Origin of the sequence: Winogradskyella undariae, from assembly GCF_013285155.1 — a bacterium.
Taxonomy (GTDB): Bacteria; Bacteroidota; Bacteroidia; order Flavobacteriales; family Flavobacteriaceae; genus Winogradskyella; species Winogradskyella undariae.
Genome location: NZ_JABTEL010000008.1, coordinates 15466 through 32241, shown reverse-complemented (window position 1 = coordinate 32241; position 16776 = coordinate 15466). Strand labels below are relative to the sequence as shown.

Sequence of the window (16776 nt, the reverse complement as noted above, 5' to 3'; positions counted from 1 at the left end):
CTAAAAATCAAACATCAAAATGTATTAATGCGTTTTATAAATCTCTTTTCTCTTTTTAAGCTGTCTTGTTAAATCATTAATTGTCTCTGTCATTGCCACTTCATAATTTTTCTCATTAGAAGTAGCAAAAATACGGGGACCAGGTAAGCTTAATTCTATATTACAAATTTTACCCGCATCATGATCTTTTTCATCTTGCTTAAAATAAACTTGAGCTGAAATTAAAAATTCAAACTTATTAGATAATTTTTCTAATTTCTCTTCTGTTAATGCTGAAAGCGTATCACTTGTATCTATATCTACGTATTGAAAGTTTACTGTCATAATTTATAGTTTTTAAATGAATAATATAATTGTTCTTTTGTCTAAGATACAAATATTACCTTCTTTTATTGATGATAAATATCATAAATAATTGGTAAAACTTTAGTGCATTAAGAATTCTTGAAACTAAATTAGTTTTTATTTAAACAACATTAAAAAAGCTAAATAAATATCTATTTCACCTAAAAAAAAAGAAAAACACCCTAAAACTGAAGGAAAGCTTAATGTTATTATTATCTACGACGTCCTAACTTATAACCTACTGCTAATTTTGCTTTAGTTAAATTTAAAAGGTAATTATTACCATAATCTAGACTCGTACTATTTAGATCGTTATTATAAGTAAGACTCACATAAAATTGATTAAAATTATAATTTAACCCAATTAAGAAATCTAATTTATATAACATTGGAGAAGAAGGATGGTAGCTATCATCTTCAATTGTTACTTTCTTAGCCGCAAAACCAATTCCTGGCATAAAGTTTACAGTTGCGGTAATATCATAAGGTAATTTAAAATAAGAAATCACGCCACCCATAGCTCCCAAAGATAAACCTTGGTATCGCTTAACATTTCCTTCCTCATTAAAATAAGGACTCGTCGTCTCTGATAGTAAGCTTGAGTCGGATGAGAAATAATCAAAACTACCAAAGACACCAACACCTCCAGTTACAAATATGTTTTTATTATTTTTTTCTGAAAGTCCTGCTTTTAAAAGTGAATAAGAGAATTCTATATCATCAAAAGTGTGCAAATAATTAACACCTATACTAACAGATCTTACATCTCCTCTAAATACTGTAGGCTCATTAAAGTTATTTTTAGCATTAAAACCTTTATAAATCTGTGTAAAGAGTTTTACGTAATTACGATTCTTTAGAATGGTAGTTCCCTGTAAATCAAAACGACTTGTTTTATTTTTATTTGGATTTTTAATATTGACTGCTAAATCTATAATTATTTTTTCATTAGCAAACCCAAGCCCCAAGCCATACCTATTATTGGGCACAAATTTTGCTTTAGAGTCTCCATCTCTAATACTAAATTTATTGACTTTAAAATTGGTAAACAATCGAATAGAATAGTTATCAATATCCCGATCTACAAGTAGAGAATCTAAATCCTCCATATCTTGTGCACTTAGCGTTAAGCCCGTAAAACATAATATGAAAAGAAAAAAAGGCTTGACTCTCAAGGCTAAATTAAAAATATGTTTTTTTGACAAATGATACAAAATTAGATTGCTATTTTTACAAAAGCTAAATTACACTAATTAAGAGATCTTATGCAACTTGTTTTCGCAACTAATAATTTAAATAAAATCAAAGAAGTTCAAGCTATTATGCCGCAGCATATTAAACTCATCAGTTTAAAAGATATTGCTTGTACAGAAGATATACCTGAAACCCAACCTACTATTGAAGGTAATGCCATTCAAAAAGCAGAATATTTAAAGAAACATTATGGCTACGATTGTTTTGCAGATGACACAGGTTTAGAAGTTGAAGCGTTAAATGGAGCGCCCGGTGTATATTCTGCTCGTTATGCTGGTCCACAGCGCAACTCAGAAGACAATACTAATAAATTACTTACTGAACTTGAGGACGAATCTAACCGAAATGCACAGTTTAAAACCGTAATTGCTTTACATCTTAACGGCAAGCTACATACGTTTACCGGAATCTGTAAAGGTGAGATTACAGCAAAAAAACATGGTGAAGGAGGTTTTGGTTACGATCCTGTTTTTAAAGCTGAAGGTCATGAGAAAACATTTGCTGAAATTACTCTTGAAGAAAAAAATAAAATTGGACATCGAGGAAAAGCCGTTTCAAAATTGATAGATTTTTTAAAAGATGAACAATAACGTTTCAACCCTTTAAAACCAATACAACATATTAAATATCAATACGCTAAACCTAATTTGACGCACCTCTAAACAAATTCATATTTTTATAAAACCTAAATAATTAGGTGTAATAAATTTATATTCCAAATAATTGTTGTAGTTTTGCACCTTGCAAAAAATTCAGGATATGAATTTTTAAATTCCTCAGCGTGAGGATGTGTTACCTAGAAGTTTAAGTGTTTAGTATGTCGATTCGCTTCTCTTGTAACACCAAAAGAACATAATCGAATACATAAAACTCAACAATGAGCACATTCCAAGAATTAGGTCTTAATGAAGACCTTCTTAAAGGTATTACGGATTTAGGTTTTGAAAAACCTAGTGAAGTCCAAGAAAAAGCAATCCCACTTTTATTAGAACAAGACATAGACTTAGTGGCTTTGGCGCAAACTGGTACTGGTAAAACAGCAGCCTTCGGATTTCCGATGTTGCAAAAAATAGATATTGCTAGCAGAACAACTCAAGGCCTTATCTTATCTCCTACTCGTGAACTCTGTTTACAAATCACAAACGAACTTAAAGCCTACGGTAAACATTGTAAAGGTTTAAATGTAGTTGCCATTTATGGTGGATCTAGCATTTCTGACCAAGCAAGAGCCGTAAAACGTGGTGCACAAATTATTGTGGCTACACCTGGTCGTATGAAAGATATGATTAGCCGTAGAATGGTTGATATCTCTAAAATACAGTACAGCGTTTTAGATGAAGCTGATGAGATGTTAAACATGGGATTCAAAGAAGATATTACTGATATCCTTTCTCATACCCCAGAAGAAAAAAATACATGGTTATTCTCTGCAACAATGCCTAAAGAAGTAGCAACCATTGCAAAGAAATTCATGGATAATCCAACAGAAATTACTGTTGGTAATAAAAATGAAAGTACAAGTAACGTAACGCACGAATATTATTTAGTTAATGCTAGAGATCGTTACCAAGCTTTAAAACGTTTGGCAGATGCTAATCCAGATATTTTCTCTGTGATTTTCTGTCGTACAAAAAGAGATACTCAAAAAGTAGCCGAAAACTTAATTGAAGATGGTTATTCTGCAGGAGCATTACATGGAGATTTAAGTCAAAATCAACGTGATTTAGTAATGAAATCTTTCCGTAACAATCAAATACAAATGTTAGTTGCAACTGATGTTGCTGCTCGTGGTATTGATGTAGATGATATTACACACGTAATTAACTACCAATTACCTGATGAACCTGAAATTTACACACACCGTTCAGGTAGAACAGGACGTGCTGGTAAAACAGGTATCTCAATGGTTATTGTTTCTAAAAGTGAAGTTAGAAAGATAAAAGGTATTGAACGTATCATTAAGAAAGAATTTGAAAAGAAAGAAATTCCTTCTGGCGTTGATATTGTTGAAGTACAATTAATGTCTTTAGCAAACAAAATTCATACTACTGAAACTAATCACGAAATTGATAAGCATCTTGAAAATATCAACGAATTATTCGCAGATACAGATAAAGAAGAATTAATTAAAAAATTCTTCTCAGTAGAATTTAACCGTTTCTTTAACTATTACCAAAAATCGAAAGATTTAGGGACTGTAGCCTCTAGAGATTCTGATAGAGATGGTGGACGTGATTACGATAAACAATCTAATGACTCGCGTTACTTTATAAACGTTGGTAGCAAGGATGGTTTTGATTGGATGAAATTGAAAGATTTCTTAAAAGAACAATTAGAATTAGGACGTGATGATGTATTTAAAGTAGATGTTAAAGAAAGCTTCTCTTTCTTTAATACTGAAAAAGGATTACAAGAAAAAGTTTTAGCATTCTTTACAGACTTTAAATATGAAGGTCGTTATGTAAATGTTGAAGTTAGTGAAGATAAAGGCAGAAGTCGTGGTGGCAGAAGCGGCGGCGGAAGAGGTCGTGGTGGAAACGATAGACGTTCTGGTGGCGGAGGCGGAAGCCGTAGACGAGATGATAAACCAAGAGGAGATAGACGTTCTAGTGATAGACGTTCTAGTGATAGACGCTCTGATGGTGGAAGCTCTGATAGACGTTCTAGTGATAGAGGAGAAAGATCATTTAACGATTCTCGTGGAGACAGACGTTCTTCAGAATCTAGTGGATCTGGTTCAGAAAGACCAAGACGTTCTAGAAGAAGAGACTAATTTATCGATTACACCTTAAATTTATATAAAAATCCAAAACTTAAAGTATTACTATTACTTTAGGTTTTGGATTTTTTTTAGCCCTAATTTAATCAATTATAAATCTAAAAAAGTTAATATTTAGTCAAATCTAAACCTGCAATATGTTAAATCCGATTTCTTTATTACCTTTACAACGTAACACATTTACATGCGATATCTACTTTTATTATTTATATGCTTAACTACCATCAATGGCTTTAGCCAAGATAGTACAGCAACACAAACACCTACAAAAGTTAAAGGAACTTTAGTTAGCTCTTCTACAAGCCTTCCTTTAAGCGAAGCAAATATTGTTAATATCAATCAAGTTGTTGGTACAGCAACAAATGAAGATGGTGTTTTTGAAATAAGAGCCAAAGTAAATGATACCTTACATTTATCATATTTAGGTTTTAAATCTATTAAAGTTAGAGTAACTAATGACTGGTTAAAATTTGGAAATACTAAAATTGAAATGACCGAATTAGCTTTAGCATTAGAAGAGGTTACTGTAAAGCAACTTCAACTAACTGGTTACCTAAAGGTTGATATGAATCAAGTTCCAATAACGTCTAATAATCGCTATCGTATATCAGGCTTACCAGGTCAAGGTTATGAAGCTGGAAAAACGAATATAGCAACCAAAGTTCTTGGCGCTATATTTAATCCTGCAGATTTCTTATATAATATGTTTGGTAGAAAACCGAATGAGATGCACAAGCTAAAGAAAATGAAAGAAGATGACGAGATTAGAAGTCAACTTTCTAAACGTTTTGATAGAGAAATGCTTCTTGTTTTACTACAGGTCACTAAATTTGATTTAGACGAAATTGTGAATCAATGTAACTACTCTAAGGACTTTATTAACACCGCTAACGATCTTCAAGTATTAGATGCCATTAGTGAATGTTATGAAGAATACAAGGTGATTAAGCGTAGTAAAGAGCGTAAAAACAGCAAAGATAAAGATTAATTTATACAGACTTAAAGACCACTATTGTAACGTTCTACAATTGCATCATAATCTTTTAATGTCTTTTTAATCCAATCGAATCGTTTTTCTAAAATTTCATCATCTGTTAATTTCCAATCTATTTCAGATTTTCTCAATTGTGCCGTAACGTGCTGAAGAATAATAGCAGCAGAAACCGAAATATTTAGACTTTCAGTAAAACCCACCATCGGAATTTTTAAAAAGCAATCGGCTTCATCAATTACTTGTGGAGATAAACCTTCTGTCTCTCTTCCAAAGAAAAAACACGACTTCTTTGTAATATCAAAATCTATTAGTTCGCAATCTTCGGCATGAGGTGTGGTTGCCACAATTTGATAATCCTTAGCTTTTAAATCCTTAATACAATCTGCAACCGAATTAAAACGATTAAGATCTACCCATTTTTGGGCTCCCATAGCTATTTCGCGATCAATACTTTTAGAATTTACCTCTTCTACAATATTTAATTCTTGAACTCCAAAAACATCACATGTACGCATAACTGCACTTGTATTATGCAATTGGTATACATCTTCTGTAGCAACAGTAAAATGCTTTGTTCTATTTGGTAAAACACTATTAAAACGCTCAATTCTGTTTTCGGTAAGAAATGTTTCTAGATATTCTAAAAGTTTTAAATCTGCTTTCATATATTCAAAAATATAAAATATAGTAACAAATAACACGAAGCTTCGCAATCATTTTATTAAAACTTAAATACTTTAAAAAAATAAAATACTAATCATATTGTATTCTATATACTATTACATAAATCACTATTTTTAAACTATGAAAAAACACATCGTCGTATTAACAGGAGCAGGTATTAGTGCCGAAAGTGGCATAAAAACATTTAGAGACGCAGATGGACTTTGGGAAGGCCATGACGTAATGGAAGTTGCAACACCTGAAGGTTTTAAAAAGAATCCTGCTTTAGTTTTAGATTTTTATAATCAACGAAGACAACAACTGAATGAAGTAAAACCCAACCAAGCCCATTTTGATTTAGCTGCTTTAGAAAAAAAATATCACGTTACTATAATTACGCAGAATGTAGATGATTTACACGAACGAGCAGGCAGTAACAATATCATTCACTTACATGGTGAACTGCGTAAAATGAGAAGCTCTGAAGATGAAAATGATATTAAAATTTGTAATGAAGATATTAAACTGGGAGACACTTGTGCCAAAGGCTACCAACTAAGACCACATATCGTATGGTTTGGAGAAGCTGTTCCTATGATTGATAAGGCTATGGAAATTTGTAAACAAGCAGATATTTTAGTCATAATTGGTACAAGCATGCAAGTTTACCCTGCTGCTGGATTAATGGATTATGTACAACCTAATATTCCAATTTATTATATAGATCCAAAACCGGCTCATGTCAGTAATAAAAAAGTAATTATGATTGAAAAATCGGCTACGGAAGGTACCAAAACCTTATTAGAAATTTTAACCGAAAACGAATAGATCGACTTCCATAAAATGAAATAGCACGCCCCTAATTCTTGTTAAATATTTTACAAAAAAACAAAAACATACTACTTAGTATTTTATTTTATTTATTTTTGAACCATGGAACAAAAACAAAAATCAGAACTTACTAAAGAGTTAATTCTCAATGAGTCCTTTAAGTTGTTCTATAAAGAGGGTTTTAAAACCACTAGTGTAGATAAAATAATGAAAGCAACCAAGCTTACCAAAGGTGCTTTTTATCATCACTATAAAAGTAAAAAAGAGTTAGGCTTAGAAGTTATCAGCACCAAAATACAAAAACGTGTTTATGATGGAATGATTACACCACTCTATCAAGATGGAAATGCTCTAAAGTTATTAGAAACTACATTTTCTGGTCGAATAAAATCATTTTCCCTTTACGATAAGCAGCATGGCTGCCCTATGAATAATTTCATTAATGAAATTGCAGACGAAGAAGAAGCTTATCAAATAGCATTAAAACGTATTATTGAAGAATGGAAAGCTGCATTGATTCACTTATTAGAAAGAGGTAAATTAGAAAACAGCATTAACAAAGATATTTCAAGTAATGCCGTTGCTATTTATTTAATTAGTGCTTTTGAAGGCATACGTGGAATTAGAAAGCTCTATAATGATGATCAAGTTATAGACGATTATATTTTGGGCCTTTCTTTATATCTAAAACAATTAGAACCCTAATATTTTTTTTAATCAAAAAACATACCATATAGTATGTTTTAAACAAAAAACAAGAGCAATGAATACAAACAACAGAAGAAGTTTTATTAAAAAATCAGCAATGCTAGGTTTAGCAGGAGCTACAATTCCTCAATTTGGATTCGCTGCAAATACAAAATCAGAAGAAAAAAAAGAAAACATGGATACAACAAGACCTAAAGTATTATTTTTTGACGTTAATGAAACATTACTAGACCTTACTGCTATGAAAGATAGCGTAGGTAAAGTTTTAGGTAACAGAAGTGATTTATTACCGTTATGGTTTACCACTATGTTACAATATTCTTTAGTTAGTACAGTAGGTAGACAATATAATGATTTCGGTATTATTGGTGCCGCAGCTTTACAAATGGTAGCGGCTAATCACGGTATTACAATTACAGAAGAAGAGGCAAGAGAATCTATTTTAGGTCCTATTCGTTCTTTACCAGCACACCCTGAAGTAAAAAAAGCTTTAACGGACTTAAAAAAAGCAGGTTATAAATTAGTTTCATTTACAAATTCTTCTAATAAAGGTGTAGAAACACAATTTAAAAATGCTGGATTATTAGATTATTTTGAAGAACGTTTAAGTATTGAAGATATGGGAAAATTTAAGCCACACACAGATGCTTATGATTGGGCTGCTAGAAAAATGGGTGTAGAACCAAGTGAATGTTTACTAGTTGCAGCGCATGGATGGGATATTGCAGGTGCTATTTGGGCAGGCTGGAGAGGTGCTTTTGTAGGAAGACCTGGTGCTCAATTATATCCATTAGCTCCAAACCCAGAAATTAATGAATCTAATTTAAAATTAATCGCCGAACGTTTAATTGCTTTAAAATAAAATATTATGACCTTAGATAACAAAGTAATCATCGTTACAGGTTCTTCTAGAGGAATCGGTAAAGAAATCGCTATTCAATTAGCAAAAAACGGCGCTAAAGTTGTTGTTAATCATTCTAATAGTGCTGATGAAGCTCAAAATACTGTAAATACAATTACAGAAGCTGGCGGAACTGCAGTAGCAATAAAAGCAGATGTAAGCAATAAAGCAGATGTTACACAATTATTTGATAAAACCATTTCAACTTATGGAAAAGTAGATGTATTGGTAAACAATGCTGGTGTTATGATTTCAAAACCTTTGAAAGATAATACTGAAGAAGATTTCTCAAAACAATTTGATATCAATGTAAAAGGAATCTTTAATACCTTACAAGAAGCATTTCATAAATTGGAAGACAACGGAAATATCATAAATATTTCTTCAAGCACGGTAAAATTAATGTTTCCTACCTATGCCCTATACTCAGCTTCTAAAGCTGCTGTAGAACAAATGACACGTGTTTTTTCAAAAGAAATTGGTAGAGGAATTTCTGTAAACGCTCTTGCACCAGGCGCTACAGAAACCGAATTATTTATGAAAGGAAAATCACAAGAATTCATTGATAAACTAAGCAGTATGAATGCTTTTAATAGACTTGCAAAGCCTATAGATATAGCTAAAGTTGTATTATTTTTAGCAAGCGATGATTCTAAATGGATCTCTGGTCAAGTAATTGGAGCTAATGGCGCTCTAGTTTAAATAATAAATAAAAAAATATAATGAAAATCTATACATTAACATTTATCACTTGTCTTTTATTAGCTTCTTGTAATAACAACAAAGCTAAAACAGAAACACCTCTTCCCCTTGAGGCCGAAATTGCTAAAGAAGAAGCTATTAAGACTTTTGCTAATAAAGGACAAGAATTAGTGTATAACCTCACTCAAAAAACAGGTAACTACCAGACGCTTTTAAACAAAAAAGATGTGGTTTACACCTACACTTACCAAACACCAGATGGTAAAAAAGATGTGAGTACTGAAAAGTATATGTTTAACGGCGAATTATCTTATGGCGCATATAAGCAACATGAAAGAACGCTTCCTAATCTAAAAGGCTTAATAGAGCAAGGTTATGACGGTGATACATATTGGCTTAAACATGATGGAGTAGAAATGAATGACGAAGCCTATTTAAAACGTGTTGCTTTTAATAGACCTACTAATTTCTATTGGTTTTCTATGATGCCTAAATTATTAGATCCAGGAGTTGTTTACGATTATTTAGGAGACAAAAGCATTGATAATAAAGCTTATGAGATTGTAAAAATCTCTTTCACTTCAGAAAAAAATAAACCAACTGATATTTATCAACTTTATATTAATAAAGAAACAGGAATGGTAGATCAGTTTTTGTTTACGGTTGCTGATTTTGGAAAAATGGATATACCTAATTTAATGCAATTAGAATATGAAGATATTGACGGTATGTTAATCCCCACAAAACGCCAGTATAAAAAATCTAACTGGGAAGCTGAAGTCACAGATTTACCTTGGATTTACGTCACCTGGACTGATATTAAATTTGATAACAATTTAAAAGAAGAAGACTTTAAAATATAAAATGATGAGCGATACAAACACAACTTCTTTGAAATCTAAATTAGATGAAAAGAAAGCCAATTTTGAATTAAATGCAGACGAGACAAAAAAGGAAATTTATGCTGCTGGATTTGCAGATGTAGAAAATAGCGACATATTAAGTTTAGCAAAACAGGTTGGACAACAAGCTCCTAATTTCACATTAATAAATGCTTTAGGAAAACCGGTAACGTTAGAAGATTACTTAAAAAAAGGTCCTGTTGTACTCACATGGTATCGCGGCGGATGGTGCCCGTATTGTAACCTTACATTACGACAATTACAGCAAGAATTACCAAATTTTAAAGCTAACGGAGCTAATTTATTAGCATTAACTCCAGAATTACCAGATGCTTCTGTAAGTACTTCAGAAAAAAACGACTTAGAGTTTGAAGTCTTAAGTGATATTGGAAATAAAGTAGCTAAAGACTACGGAATAGTATTTAAATTAACCGATGATGTTGCTAAAGTATATAACGCATCATTTGGGTTAAATGATCATAATGGTGACACCTCTAACGAACTTCCGTTAGCTGCCACCTATATAATAAATGAAGAAGGAAAGATTGATTACGCTTATTTGAACACGGACTATAGAAACAGAGCTGAACCCTCTGAAATTACAGCGTTTTTAAAGAATAATTTTTAAATAAATTATACTAAAATTACTATTTGATTAATAGTTCTGTTCATTTTTACTAAAAAAGTCATTATTTAATAATGGCTTTTTTTTTATGCATTTTTTAAAACTGTTTAAGTTGAATTTGCAACAGTAATTATTTTAAATTAACTTGTAATAGTTGCTTTAAATATTAAGATAATATAGTGTAACAAATTTTAAACTTGAATTACTAATATTAAAAACAGAACAAGATGAAAACAAGAAAACAACAAAAAACTTTATTACTTCTATGTGTTGGATTATTTATAATTGCAGCTTCACAGATTATTTCATATTACGTACAATTAACGGATTTTATTAAAGGTTCTGCAACAGGTATCGGTATAGGTTTATTACTAACGGCTTTAATTTTTAGTACTTCTAAAACAAATATAAAATCATCAAATTAACAGAAACTCATATTGTACCTCAACGCTCTATCGCTATTCGACTTCAAGATTATGGCGTTGGAATTTTTGATGCCTTTCCAACAAAATCGGCTTTTAAAAAAGCATTAAAAAAAGATTATATTTCTGTAAATGAAAACATTGCAACTTCTGCAACATTTATAAATGGTGGTGAAATTATTACTTTATCGGTTCCTGAAAATGTGAGTCCTAAAAAACGGCTCATCTTTAAACTTAAAGTTTTATTTGAGGATGATTATTTAGCCATAATTCACAAACCTGGTGGCATTTTAGTCAGTGGTAATCATTTTAAAACCATTGCCAATGCACTTATTCAGAATCTAAAACAAAGTACATTAGAAGATGCAACACAACCACAACCGGTGCATCGCTTAGATTTCCCTACGACAGGTATTTTATTAGTTGGAAAAACCAGTAGTAGCATCCGTGCTTTAAATAAATTATTTGAAGACAGAGCTATTAAGAAAACTTACTATGCAGTTGCTATTGGTAACATGAAACCTGAAGGAACTATCACTACGGAAGTAGATGACAAACCGTGTAAATCTAATTACAAAGTCCATCAAACGGTTCCTTCTGAAAGGTTTGGTTACCTTAATTTAGTGGAATTAGAACCTTTTACAGGACGAAGACATCAATTACGCAAACATCTTTCTGATCTAGGAAACCCTATTTTAGGTGATAAAGATTACGGAATTGAATCGCTTATTTTAAATGGAAAAGGATTGTATCTACATGCTTATTCTCTAAAATTTGTACATCCATTTACAAAAGAAGAAATGTACTTAAAAGATGACTTTCCATTGAATTTTAAAAAGATATTTAATACTTTGGAAGTAGGAGAAATAAACTAATCTTTTTCACTTTAAAACAAATTAAACATCACTTATTCTTCGCTTCAATCCACTTACTCATGTACTTACTACTCTGCATAGATTGATGCATAAATAATTGTCCTATAAAATTGTTTTCACGGTGAGAATTCAGATCACTAGAAAGTTCTTCAATTTTAAATGTGAATCCTTCTTCAAAATTAGCTTTATTAAAACGTTGATTTAAAACCTGAAATCCATTTTTTTGGTTTTCTTTCCAAAGTTCTACATTATTGTAAATCTCAACTGCTTTTTCTGCAAAATCTTCAGGATTATCTTCAATAAATCCATTAATTTCAAAATCGGCAAACATTGCTTCAGCAGCAATACTTGTCATAACACAGGGCGTTCCGTTTTGCATAGCATCTACAAGTTTCCCTTTTAGACCTGCGCCAAAGCGTAAGGATGCAAAACATACTTTAGCATTTTTCATAACCTCATTTACATCTTCAGCAAATCCTTTAATAAAAAAGCCTTCTTTAGGTTTATGTAATTGTGTTACTTTTTGAGATTCATAAGCGCCATAAATATGCAACTCTGCTTTAGGTAATTGTCGCCTTATTAATGGCCAAATACTCCGCTTTAAATATAAAACGGCATCATAATTTGGTGCATGTAGAAAATTACCAATGGTAATAAAATGTTTCCTTTCTTCAAAAGTTGGCAATTGTTTTATATCCACTTCCAAAATAGGGTCTAATAAAAAAGGTAAATAATAGAGTAAGCTTTTATCAATTTTAAATTGCTTAGTTAAAATTTCTATTTCAACTTCAGAAATCATAATGCTTAAATCGCAACGGTAAATACTTGCTATTTCGCGTTTAGTTGTTTCGTTTTGCAAATAAGATAAAGAAACGATTTCATTCTTTTTTAAAGCCACTTCCCTAGCCTTTCGCAAACCATGAAAATCTTCTGTATCTAAAACTCTAATAGCATCCGGACATTGTTCTACCACACGCCATCCATATTGTTCTTCGGACATAAAACGATCAAACAATACCAAATTTGGGCTTAATGCTTTAACAAATTCATCAAAAGAAGAATCATTTAAATGAATTGGCTTCGTTTCAACATTTATAGTACTTAAATCAAATGTATTATCAGAAGTTTTAGCTGCTGAAGAAAACGTAACAATATAACCTTGTTTTTGAAATTGTGTAATCAACTGAAGTATGCGACTACCAGCTGCTGAACTTTTAGGTTCAGGCCAAACAAAACCAATAACGAGTAATTTTTTATTCATAAAAAGATTCTAAAATTCAATTAGAGTACTAAAATGCAATAGTACTAATTTTGAAATTCTTAGAGTTACTCAGCGTCTTTCAAAAAAATATATTTTAATCGTACGGTTTTTGCCCAAGCTGTAACGTCTTCTATTTGCGCTTCCGTTAATTTTGCCTCGTCATGTATCCAAGTATAACTATCTAAGGGCATTTCTTTTTCTTCGACCATTTCAATTAATTCATCTAATTTATGGTCTTTTTTCTTATCCGAATAATCATCCCACTTCGATAAATTTAAATGCTTTACACCATCTTTAACGTGTTCATCTAACCAATAATTAACGGGTGTAATATTATTATACCAAGGGTAATTCGTATTGTCACTATGACAATCTAAACAGGCATTTTTTAAAATTAATTTTACATTATCGGATGGATTGGTGTCCGCATAAAAAGGTTCCAAAGAACCACTATCTCCTACATTTTTTTTAGGCCCAAAAAATTGTGCAATAATTAATACAACTAAAAGTATGAGTCCTATTCTTTTTATAATCTTCATTTTTCATTAATTTTAAAGTCATAAAATTAACATTTTTATTTTGACCAAAGCTAAACTCTATAAAGAATTAAAGCACGTAAATCATTCTCGTGAAAAACGTTTACATTATTCTAATTTGGTTATCTCTAATCCAGAATTGGTAAAACCATTATTAGAAATTCTTTTTGATGTTGATGATAAAATTTCGTGCAGAGCTGCTTGGGTTTTTGAGTTTATGTGCAGCGAAAGTATTATAGAAATAATTCCGCATTTAAATGTATTTACACAAAATATGCATAAGGTACATTTAGATCCTGCGGTAAGACCTGTTGCTAAAATCTGCGAACTTTTAGTAACTGCTAATTACACAAAAACAGATAATATAATGGCATCTCATATATCTGAACAACATAAAGAAAAAATTACAGCGGCTTGTTTTGATTGGATGATAAACGATGAAAAAGTAGCACCAAAAGCCTACGCTATGACAAGTTTGTACATGTTAGGAAATGAATATGATTGGATTCACCCAGAATTAGTAATTATATTAGAACGTGATTTTAAAACACAAAGTGCCGCTTTTAAAGCTAGAGCAAGACATATATTGAAAAAGATTAAAAAGTGAGTTAGTTGTTAGTTGTTAGTTGTTAGTTGTTAGTTGTTAGTTGTTAGTTGTTAGAAAAATAAATATTCTATATTATAAATAAGTCTAAATATTTAATCATAAAAAAGACGTGCTATTCCTGTTATAGTATACCTCATTTTTCAACTTAGTTTCTTATATTTGACGCTTCTAAAAAATCAATATAAATGGCACTTTCAGCACTAAATGCAATCTCACCAATAGATGGTCGTTACCGATCTAAAGTCGAAAAATTAAAAGATTATTTCTCAGAAGAGGCACTGATTAAATACCGTGTTTTAGTAGAAATCGAATATTTTATCGCACTTTGTGAATTACCATTACCACAATTAGAATCTGTATCTTCTTCTGTTTTTGAAGATTTAAGAGCGATTTATAAAAACTTTACTGCAATTGATGCACAAGCTATTAAAGATATCGAAAAAGTTACCAATCACGATGTAAAAGCGGTTGAGTACTTTATTAAAGATAAATTTGATGCTTTAGAGCTTTCTGCATACAAAGAATTTATTCACTTCGGATTAACGTCTCAAGACATTAACAACACTGCAATTCCTTTAAGTATTAAGGATGCGATGAATGATGTTTATGTTCCTGAATATTCAGAATTATTAGAGAAAATTGAAGGCTTAGCTACAGATTGGGCACATATCCCAATGTTAGCTAGAACGCATGGTCAACCAGCTTCTCCTACACGTTTAGGAAAAGAGATTAGCGTTTTTGCCGCGCGATTAAAAGAGCAATTTAATTTATTAAACAATGTACCAAGTGCGGCTAAATTTGGTGGTGCAACAGGAAATTACAACGCTCATAAAGTAGCTTATCCAAACATTGATTGGAAAGCTTTTGGAACAGAATTTGTTCAAGGAAAATTAGGATTACAACATTCTTTTCCAACAACTCAAATAGAACATTACGATCATGCAGCAGCTTTGTTTGATGGTCTTAAACGTATAAATACAATAATCATTGATTTAGATAGAGATATCTGGACGTATGTATCAATGGATTATTTTAAACAAAAAATTAAAGCTGGTGAGGTAGGAAGTTCTGCAATGCCACATAAAGTAAATCCTATTGATTTTGAAAATAGTGAAGGGAATTTAGGAATGGCAAATGCTATTTTTGAACACCTTTCTGCAAAATTACCGCTTTCTAGATTGCAACGTGATTTAACAGATAGTACGGTTTTAAGAAATGTTGGTGTACCTTTTGGACATACAATTATTGGTTTTAAATCTACAGTAAAAGGTTTAGGTAAATTATTATTGAATGAACCTAAATTTGCTCAAGATCTTGAAAATAACTGGGCTGTAGTAGCAGAAGCTATTCAAACGATATTAAGACGTGAAAGCTACCCTAACCCATACGAAGCCTTAAAAGGATTAACAAGAACTAACGAAGCGATTACGCAAACTTCTATTTCAAATTTTATTGATACCTTAGAGGTTTCTGATGCTATTAAATCGGAATTAAAAGCGATTACTCCTAGTAATTATACTGGGATCTAATATTTAACTATTTGTGAAACTCATTCCAAAATCAAAAGACAAAATTGCTTTAACACTTGCAACCCTTGTAGCACTTGGTTTGTTTATATCTGGTCTATTTGATTTACTTGATTATCTTTTTATAAAAATAATCTTATTTACCAGTTTTGGGTTTCTCTTTATAATAGCTTGTTTATACGCTTTTAAAAATAAAGCAGAAAAAAATCGTCTTGAAGATACTCCTCAAGACGATTTTAATTAACATTTAAATAAGTTACTGATAAACTTTATTGCTCACCATAATGTCAGATTATTTAAAAAAGTCTTTTAAACCTTTTAGTTTTTCTTCATCAAAATCTGCATTTTTAAGTACAGAACCTAAAGACATTAGCTGGCTCGCATTCATATCATCACCTAAAATTCTTGCAATTACAAAACCTTTATTTGTAGCGTTTCCAAAAATGATAAGTTCATCTATACGATCTACATCACCTAGAAATTTGACTACAAATTTCCCCTCTTTAACACTCCCACCACGTATTAATTCTTCGTATTTAGGATCTTTAAGAATGGTATTAACCTTTGCTAATTCTGATTTATACACCTCTGTATCAGTGTTATCTTTCATATAAGTTAATACATTCAACTTATCTACAGAATTATAAGCTTCTTTTTGTTCTTTAGTCATTTCAATATTTTCAACATTGAAAAAACTTGAAGGGATATCAAACGAAGCAAAACCAGGCTCTAATTCGTTATCTACATAATAGGTTTGTAATGTAGGCTCTTGGTTACAGCTCGTAAAAGCCGCAACCAGAAACAACATTACCATTGATTTTTTGATTGATTGTATCATAAGTTCT

At 31.2% G+C, this 16776-nt stretch carries 20 protein-coding genes; 14 read left to right on the top strand and 6 right to left on the bottom strand.

The window, feature by feature from the left end:
• Window positions 1-24: 24 nt before the first annotated feature.
• Together HSX10_RS11780 and HSX10_RS11775 are read right to left on the bottom strand one after the other, a co-directional pair.
• Entirely contained in the window at window positions 25-324 is a 300-nt protein-coding gene (locus HSX10_RS11780; protein WP_173588425.1) for an HPF/RaiA family ribosome-associated protein, read from the bottom strand.
• A 233-nt stretch (window positions 325-557) separates the two neighbouring features.
• The gene (locus HSX10_RS11775) at window positions 558-1454 is read right to left on the bottom strand and encodes a DUF4421 family protein (protein WP_173588424.1); all 897 of its coding nucleotides are present in this window, start codon (window positions 1452-1454) and stop codon (window positions 558-560) included.
• 156 nt (window positions 1455-1610) lie between these two features.
• Here HSX10_RS11775 and HSX10_RS11770 point away from each other — a divergent pair, with 156 nt between their 5' ends.
• The 3 genes from HSX10_RS11770 (at window position 1611) to HSX10_RS11760 (ending at window position 5366) form a co-directional block, all read left to right on the top strand.
• A complete protein-coding gene (locus HSX10_RS11770; RefSeq protein ID WP_173588423.1) occupies window positions 1611-2189 on the top strand; it encodes a non-canonical purine NTP diphosphatase in 579 nt (192 codons plus the stop codon).
• Window positions 2190-2476: 287 nt separating this feature from the next.
• On the top strand, window positions 2477-4372 hold the full coding sequence (locus HSX10_RS11765) for a DEAD/DEAH box helicase (protein WP_173588422.1): 1896 nt from the start codon (window positions 2477-2479) through the stop codon (window positions 4370-4372).
• 190 nt (window positions 4373-4562) lie between these two features.
• Entirely contained in the window at window positions 4563-5366 is an 804-nt protein-coding gene (locus HSX10_RS11760) for a carboxypeptidase-like regulatory domain-containing protein (RefSeq protein ID WP_173588421.1), read from the top strand.
• Window positions 5367-5377: 11 nt separating this feature from the next.
• Here the strand turns inward: HSX10_RS11760 and HSX10_RS11755 are convergent, their stop codons facing one another.
• The gene (locus HSX10_RS11755) at window positions 5378-6037 is read right to left on the bottom strand and encodes a TrmH family RNA methyltransferase (protein WP_173588420.1); all 660 of its coding nucleotides are present in this window, start codon (window positions 6035-6037) and stop codon (window positions 5378-5380) included.
• Window positions 6038-6176: 139 nt separating this feature from the next.
• Here HSX10_RS11755 and HSX10_RS11750 point away from each other — a divergent pair, with 139 nt between their 5' ends.
• The 8 genes from HSX10_RS11750 to HSX10_RS11715 all read left to right on the top strand — a co-directional run bounded on the left by HSX10_RS11750 (window position 6177) and on the right by HSX10_RS11715 (window position 12001).
• Entirely contained in the window at window positions 6177-6863 is a 687-nt protein-coding gene (locus tag HSX10_RS11750) for an SIR2 family NAD-dependent protein deacylase (protein ID WP_173588419.1), read from the top strand.
• A 105-nt stretch (window positions 6864-6968) separates the two neighbouring features.
• A complete protein-coding gene (locus HSX10_RS11745) occupies window positions 6969-7571 on the top strand; it encodes a TetR/AcrR family transcriptional regulator (protein WP_173588418.1) in 603 nt (200 codons plus the stop codon).
• 58 nt (window positions 7572-7629) lie between these two features.
• Window positions 7630-8436 carry a haloacid dehalogenase type II gene (locus HSX10_RS11740; protein ID WP_173588417.1) on the top strand — a complete coding sequence of 269 codons (807 nt, stop codon included), beginning with the start codon at window positions 7630-7632 and terminating at the stop codon, window positions 8434-8436.
• A gap of 6 nt (window positions 8437-8442) precedes the next feature.
• Window positions 8443-9177 carry a glucose 1-dehydrogenase gene (locus tag HSX10_RS11735; RefSeq protein ID WP_173588416.1) on the top strand — a complete coding sequence of 245 codons (735 nt, stop codon included), beginning with the start codon at window positions 8443-8445 and terminating at the stop codon, window positions 9175-9177.
• A 20-nt stretch (window positions 9178-9197) separates the two neighbouring features.
• On the top strand, window positions 9198-10040 hold the full coding sequence (locus HSX10_RS11730; RefSeq protein ID WP_217363267.1) for a DUF6503 family protein: 843 nt from the start codon (window positions 9198-9200) through the stop codon (window positions 10038-10040).
• A gap of 4 nt (window positions 10041-10044) precedes the next feature.
• Complete coding sequence (locus HSX10_RS11725; protein WP_367651270.1) at window positions 10045-10707, top strand: peroxiredoxin-like family protein; 663 nt, start codon at window positions 10045-10047, stop codon at window positions 10705-10707.
• Between the two features lie 224 nt (window positions 10708-10931).
• The gene (locus HSX10_RS11720; RefSeq protein ID WP_173588414.1) at window positions 10932-11129 is read left to right on the top strand and encodes a hypothetical protein; all 198 of its coding nucleotides are present in this window, start codon (window positions 10932-10934) and stop codon (window positions 11127-11129) included.
• Between the two features lie 200 nt (window positions 11130-11329).
• Window positions 11330-12001 (top strand): RluA family pseudouridine synthase, encoded by a 672-nt coding sequence (locus HSX10_RS11715; protein ID WP_367651269.1) that lies wholly within the window; start codon window positions 11330-11332, stop codon window positions 11999-12001.
• A 28-nt stretch (window positions 12002-12029) separates the two neighbouring features.
• Here HSX10_RS11715 and HSX10_RS11710 read toward each other — a convergent pair whose 3' ends face one another.
• Together HSX10_RS11710 and HSX10_RS11705 are read right to left on the bottom strand one after the other, a co-directional pair.
• On the bottom strand, window positions 12030-13262 hold the full coding sequence (locus HSX10_RS11710; RefSeq protein ID WP_173588413.1) for a glycosyltransferase: 1233 nt from the start codon (window positions 13260-13262) through the stop codon (window positions 12030-12032).
• Between the two features lie 65 nt (window positions 13263-13327).
• Window positions 13328-13801, bottom strand: coding sequence for a heme-binding domain-containing protein (locus HSX10_RS11705; RefSeq protein WP_173588412.1), 474 nt, complete (start codon window positions 13799-13801; stop codon window positions 13328-13330).
• Window positions 13802-13841: 40 nt separating this feature from the next.
• On the opposite strand from HSX10_RS11705, the gene HSX10_RS11700 reads away from it, so the two are divergent.
• The 3 genes from HSX10_RS11700 to HSX10_RS11690 all read left to right on the top strand — a co-directional run bounded on the left by HSX10_RS11700 (window position 13842) and on the right by HSX10_RS11690 (window position 16175).
• Complete coding sequence (locus HSX10_RS11700; RefSeq protein ID WP_173588411.1) at window positions 13842-14405, top strand: HEAT-like fold family protein; 564 nt, start codon at window positions 13842-13844, stop codon at window positions 14403-14405.
• Between the two features lie 185 nt (window positions 14406-14590).
• Window positions 14591-15934 carry an adenylosuccinate lyase gene (gene purB / locus HSX10_RS11695; RefSeq protein ID WP_173588410.1) on the top strand — a complete coding sequence of 448 codons (1344 nt, stop codon included), beginning with the start codon at window positions 14591-14593 and terminating at the stop codon, window positions 15932-15934.
• Between the two features lie 13 nt (window positions 15935-15947).
• Entirely contained in the window at window positions 15948-16175 is a 228-nt protein-coding gene (locus HSX10_RS11690; protein ID WP_173588409.1) for a hypothetical protein, read from the top strand.
• A gap of 48 nt (window positions 16176-16223) precedes the next feature.
• On the opposite strand, the gene HSX10_RS11685 is transcribed toward HSX10_RS11690, so the two are convergent.
• Window positions 16224-16769, bottom strand: coding sequence for a GFO_1091 family lipoprotein (locus tag HSX10_RS11685; RefSeq protein WP_173588408.1), 546 nt, complete (start codon window positions 16767-16769; stop codon window positions 16224-16226).
• Window positions 16770-16776: the final 7 nt, after the last annotated feature.

Excerpts from the sequence above, each read along its gene's own strand:
- HSX10_RS11725 (WP_367651270.1), top strand. The coding sequence starts at position 10,045 with ATGAGCGATACAAACACAACTTCTTTGAAATCTAAATTAGATGAAAAG.
- HSX10_RS11765 (WP_173588422.1), top strand. The coding sequence starts at position 2,477 with ATGAGCACATTCCAAGAATTAGGTCTTAATGAAGACCTTCTTAAAGGT.
- HSX10_RS11705 (WP_173588412.1), bottom strand. The coding sequence starts at position 13,801 with ATGAAGATTATAAAAAGAATAGGACTCATACTTTTAGTTGTATTAATT.
- HSX10_RS11685 (WP_173588408.1), bottom strand. The coding sequence starts at position 16,769 with ATGATACAATCAATCAAAAAATCAATGGTAATGTTGTTTCTGGTTGCG.
- HSX10_RS11755 (WP_173588420.1), bottom strand. The coding sequence starts at position 6,037 with ATGAAAGCAGATTTAAAACTTTTAGAATATCTAGAAACATTTCTTACC.
- HSX10_RS11710 (WP_173588413.1), bottom strand. The coding sequence starts at position 13,262 with ATGAATAAAAAATTACTCGTTATTGGTTTTGTTTGGCCTGAACCTAAA.
- purB (WP_173588410.1), top strand. The coding sequence starts at position 14,591 with ATGGCACTTTCAGCACTAAATGCAATCTCACCAATAGATGGTCGTTAC.
- HSX10_RS11775 (WP_173588424.1), bottom strand. The coding sequence starts at position 1,454 with ATGGAGGATTTAGATTCTCTACTTGTAGATCGGGATATTGATAACTAT.
- HSX10_RS11760 (WP_173588421.1), top strand. The coding sequence starts at position 4,563 with ATGCGATATCTACTTTTATTATTTATATGCTTAACTACCATCAATGGC.
- HSX10_RS11735 (WP_173588416.1), top strand. The coding sequence starts at position 8,443 with ATGACCTTAGATAACAAAGTAATCATCGTTACAGGTTCTTCTAGAGGA.
- HSX10_RS11730 (WP_217363267.1), top strand. The coding sequence starts at position 9,198 with ATGAAAATCTATACATTAACATTTATCACTTGTCTTTTATTAGCTTCT.
- HSX10_RS11780 (WP_173588425.1), bottom strand. The coding sequence starts at position 324 with ATGACAGTAAACTTTCAATACGTAGATATAGATACAAGTGATACGCTT.
- HSX10_RS11740 (WP_173588417.1), top strand. The coding sequence starts at position 7,630 with ATGAATACAAACAACAGAAGAAGTTTTATTAAAAAATCAGCAATGCTA.
- HSX10_RS11750 (WP_173588419.1), top strand. The coding sequence starts at position 6,177 with ATGAAAAAACACATCGTCGTATTAACAGGAGCAGGTATTAGTGCCGAA.
- HSX10_RS11720 (WP_173588414.1), top strand. The coding sequence starts at position 10,932 with ATGAAAACAAGAAAACAACAAAAAACTTTATTACTTCTATGTGTTGGA.
- HSX10_RS11745 (WP_173588418.1), top strand. The coding sequence starts at position 6,969 with ATGGAACAAAAACAAAAATCAGAACTTACTAAAGAGTTAATTCTCAAT.
- HSX10_RS11770 (WP_173588423.1), top strand. The coding sequence starts at position 1,611 with ATGCAACTTGTTTTCGCAACTAATAATTTAAATAAAATCAAAGAAGTT.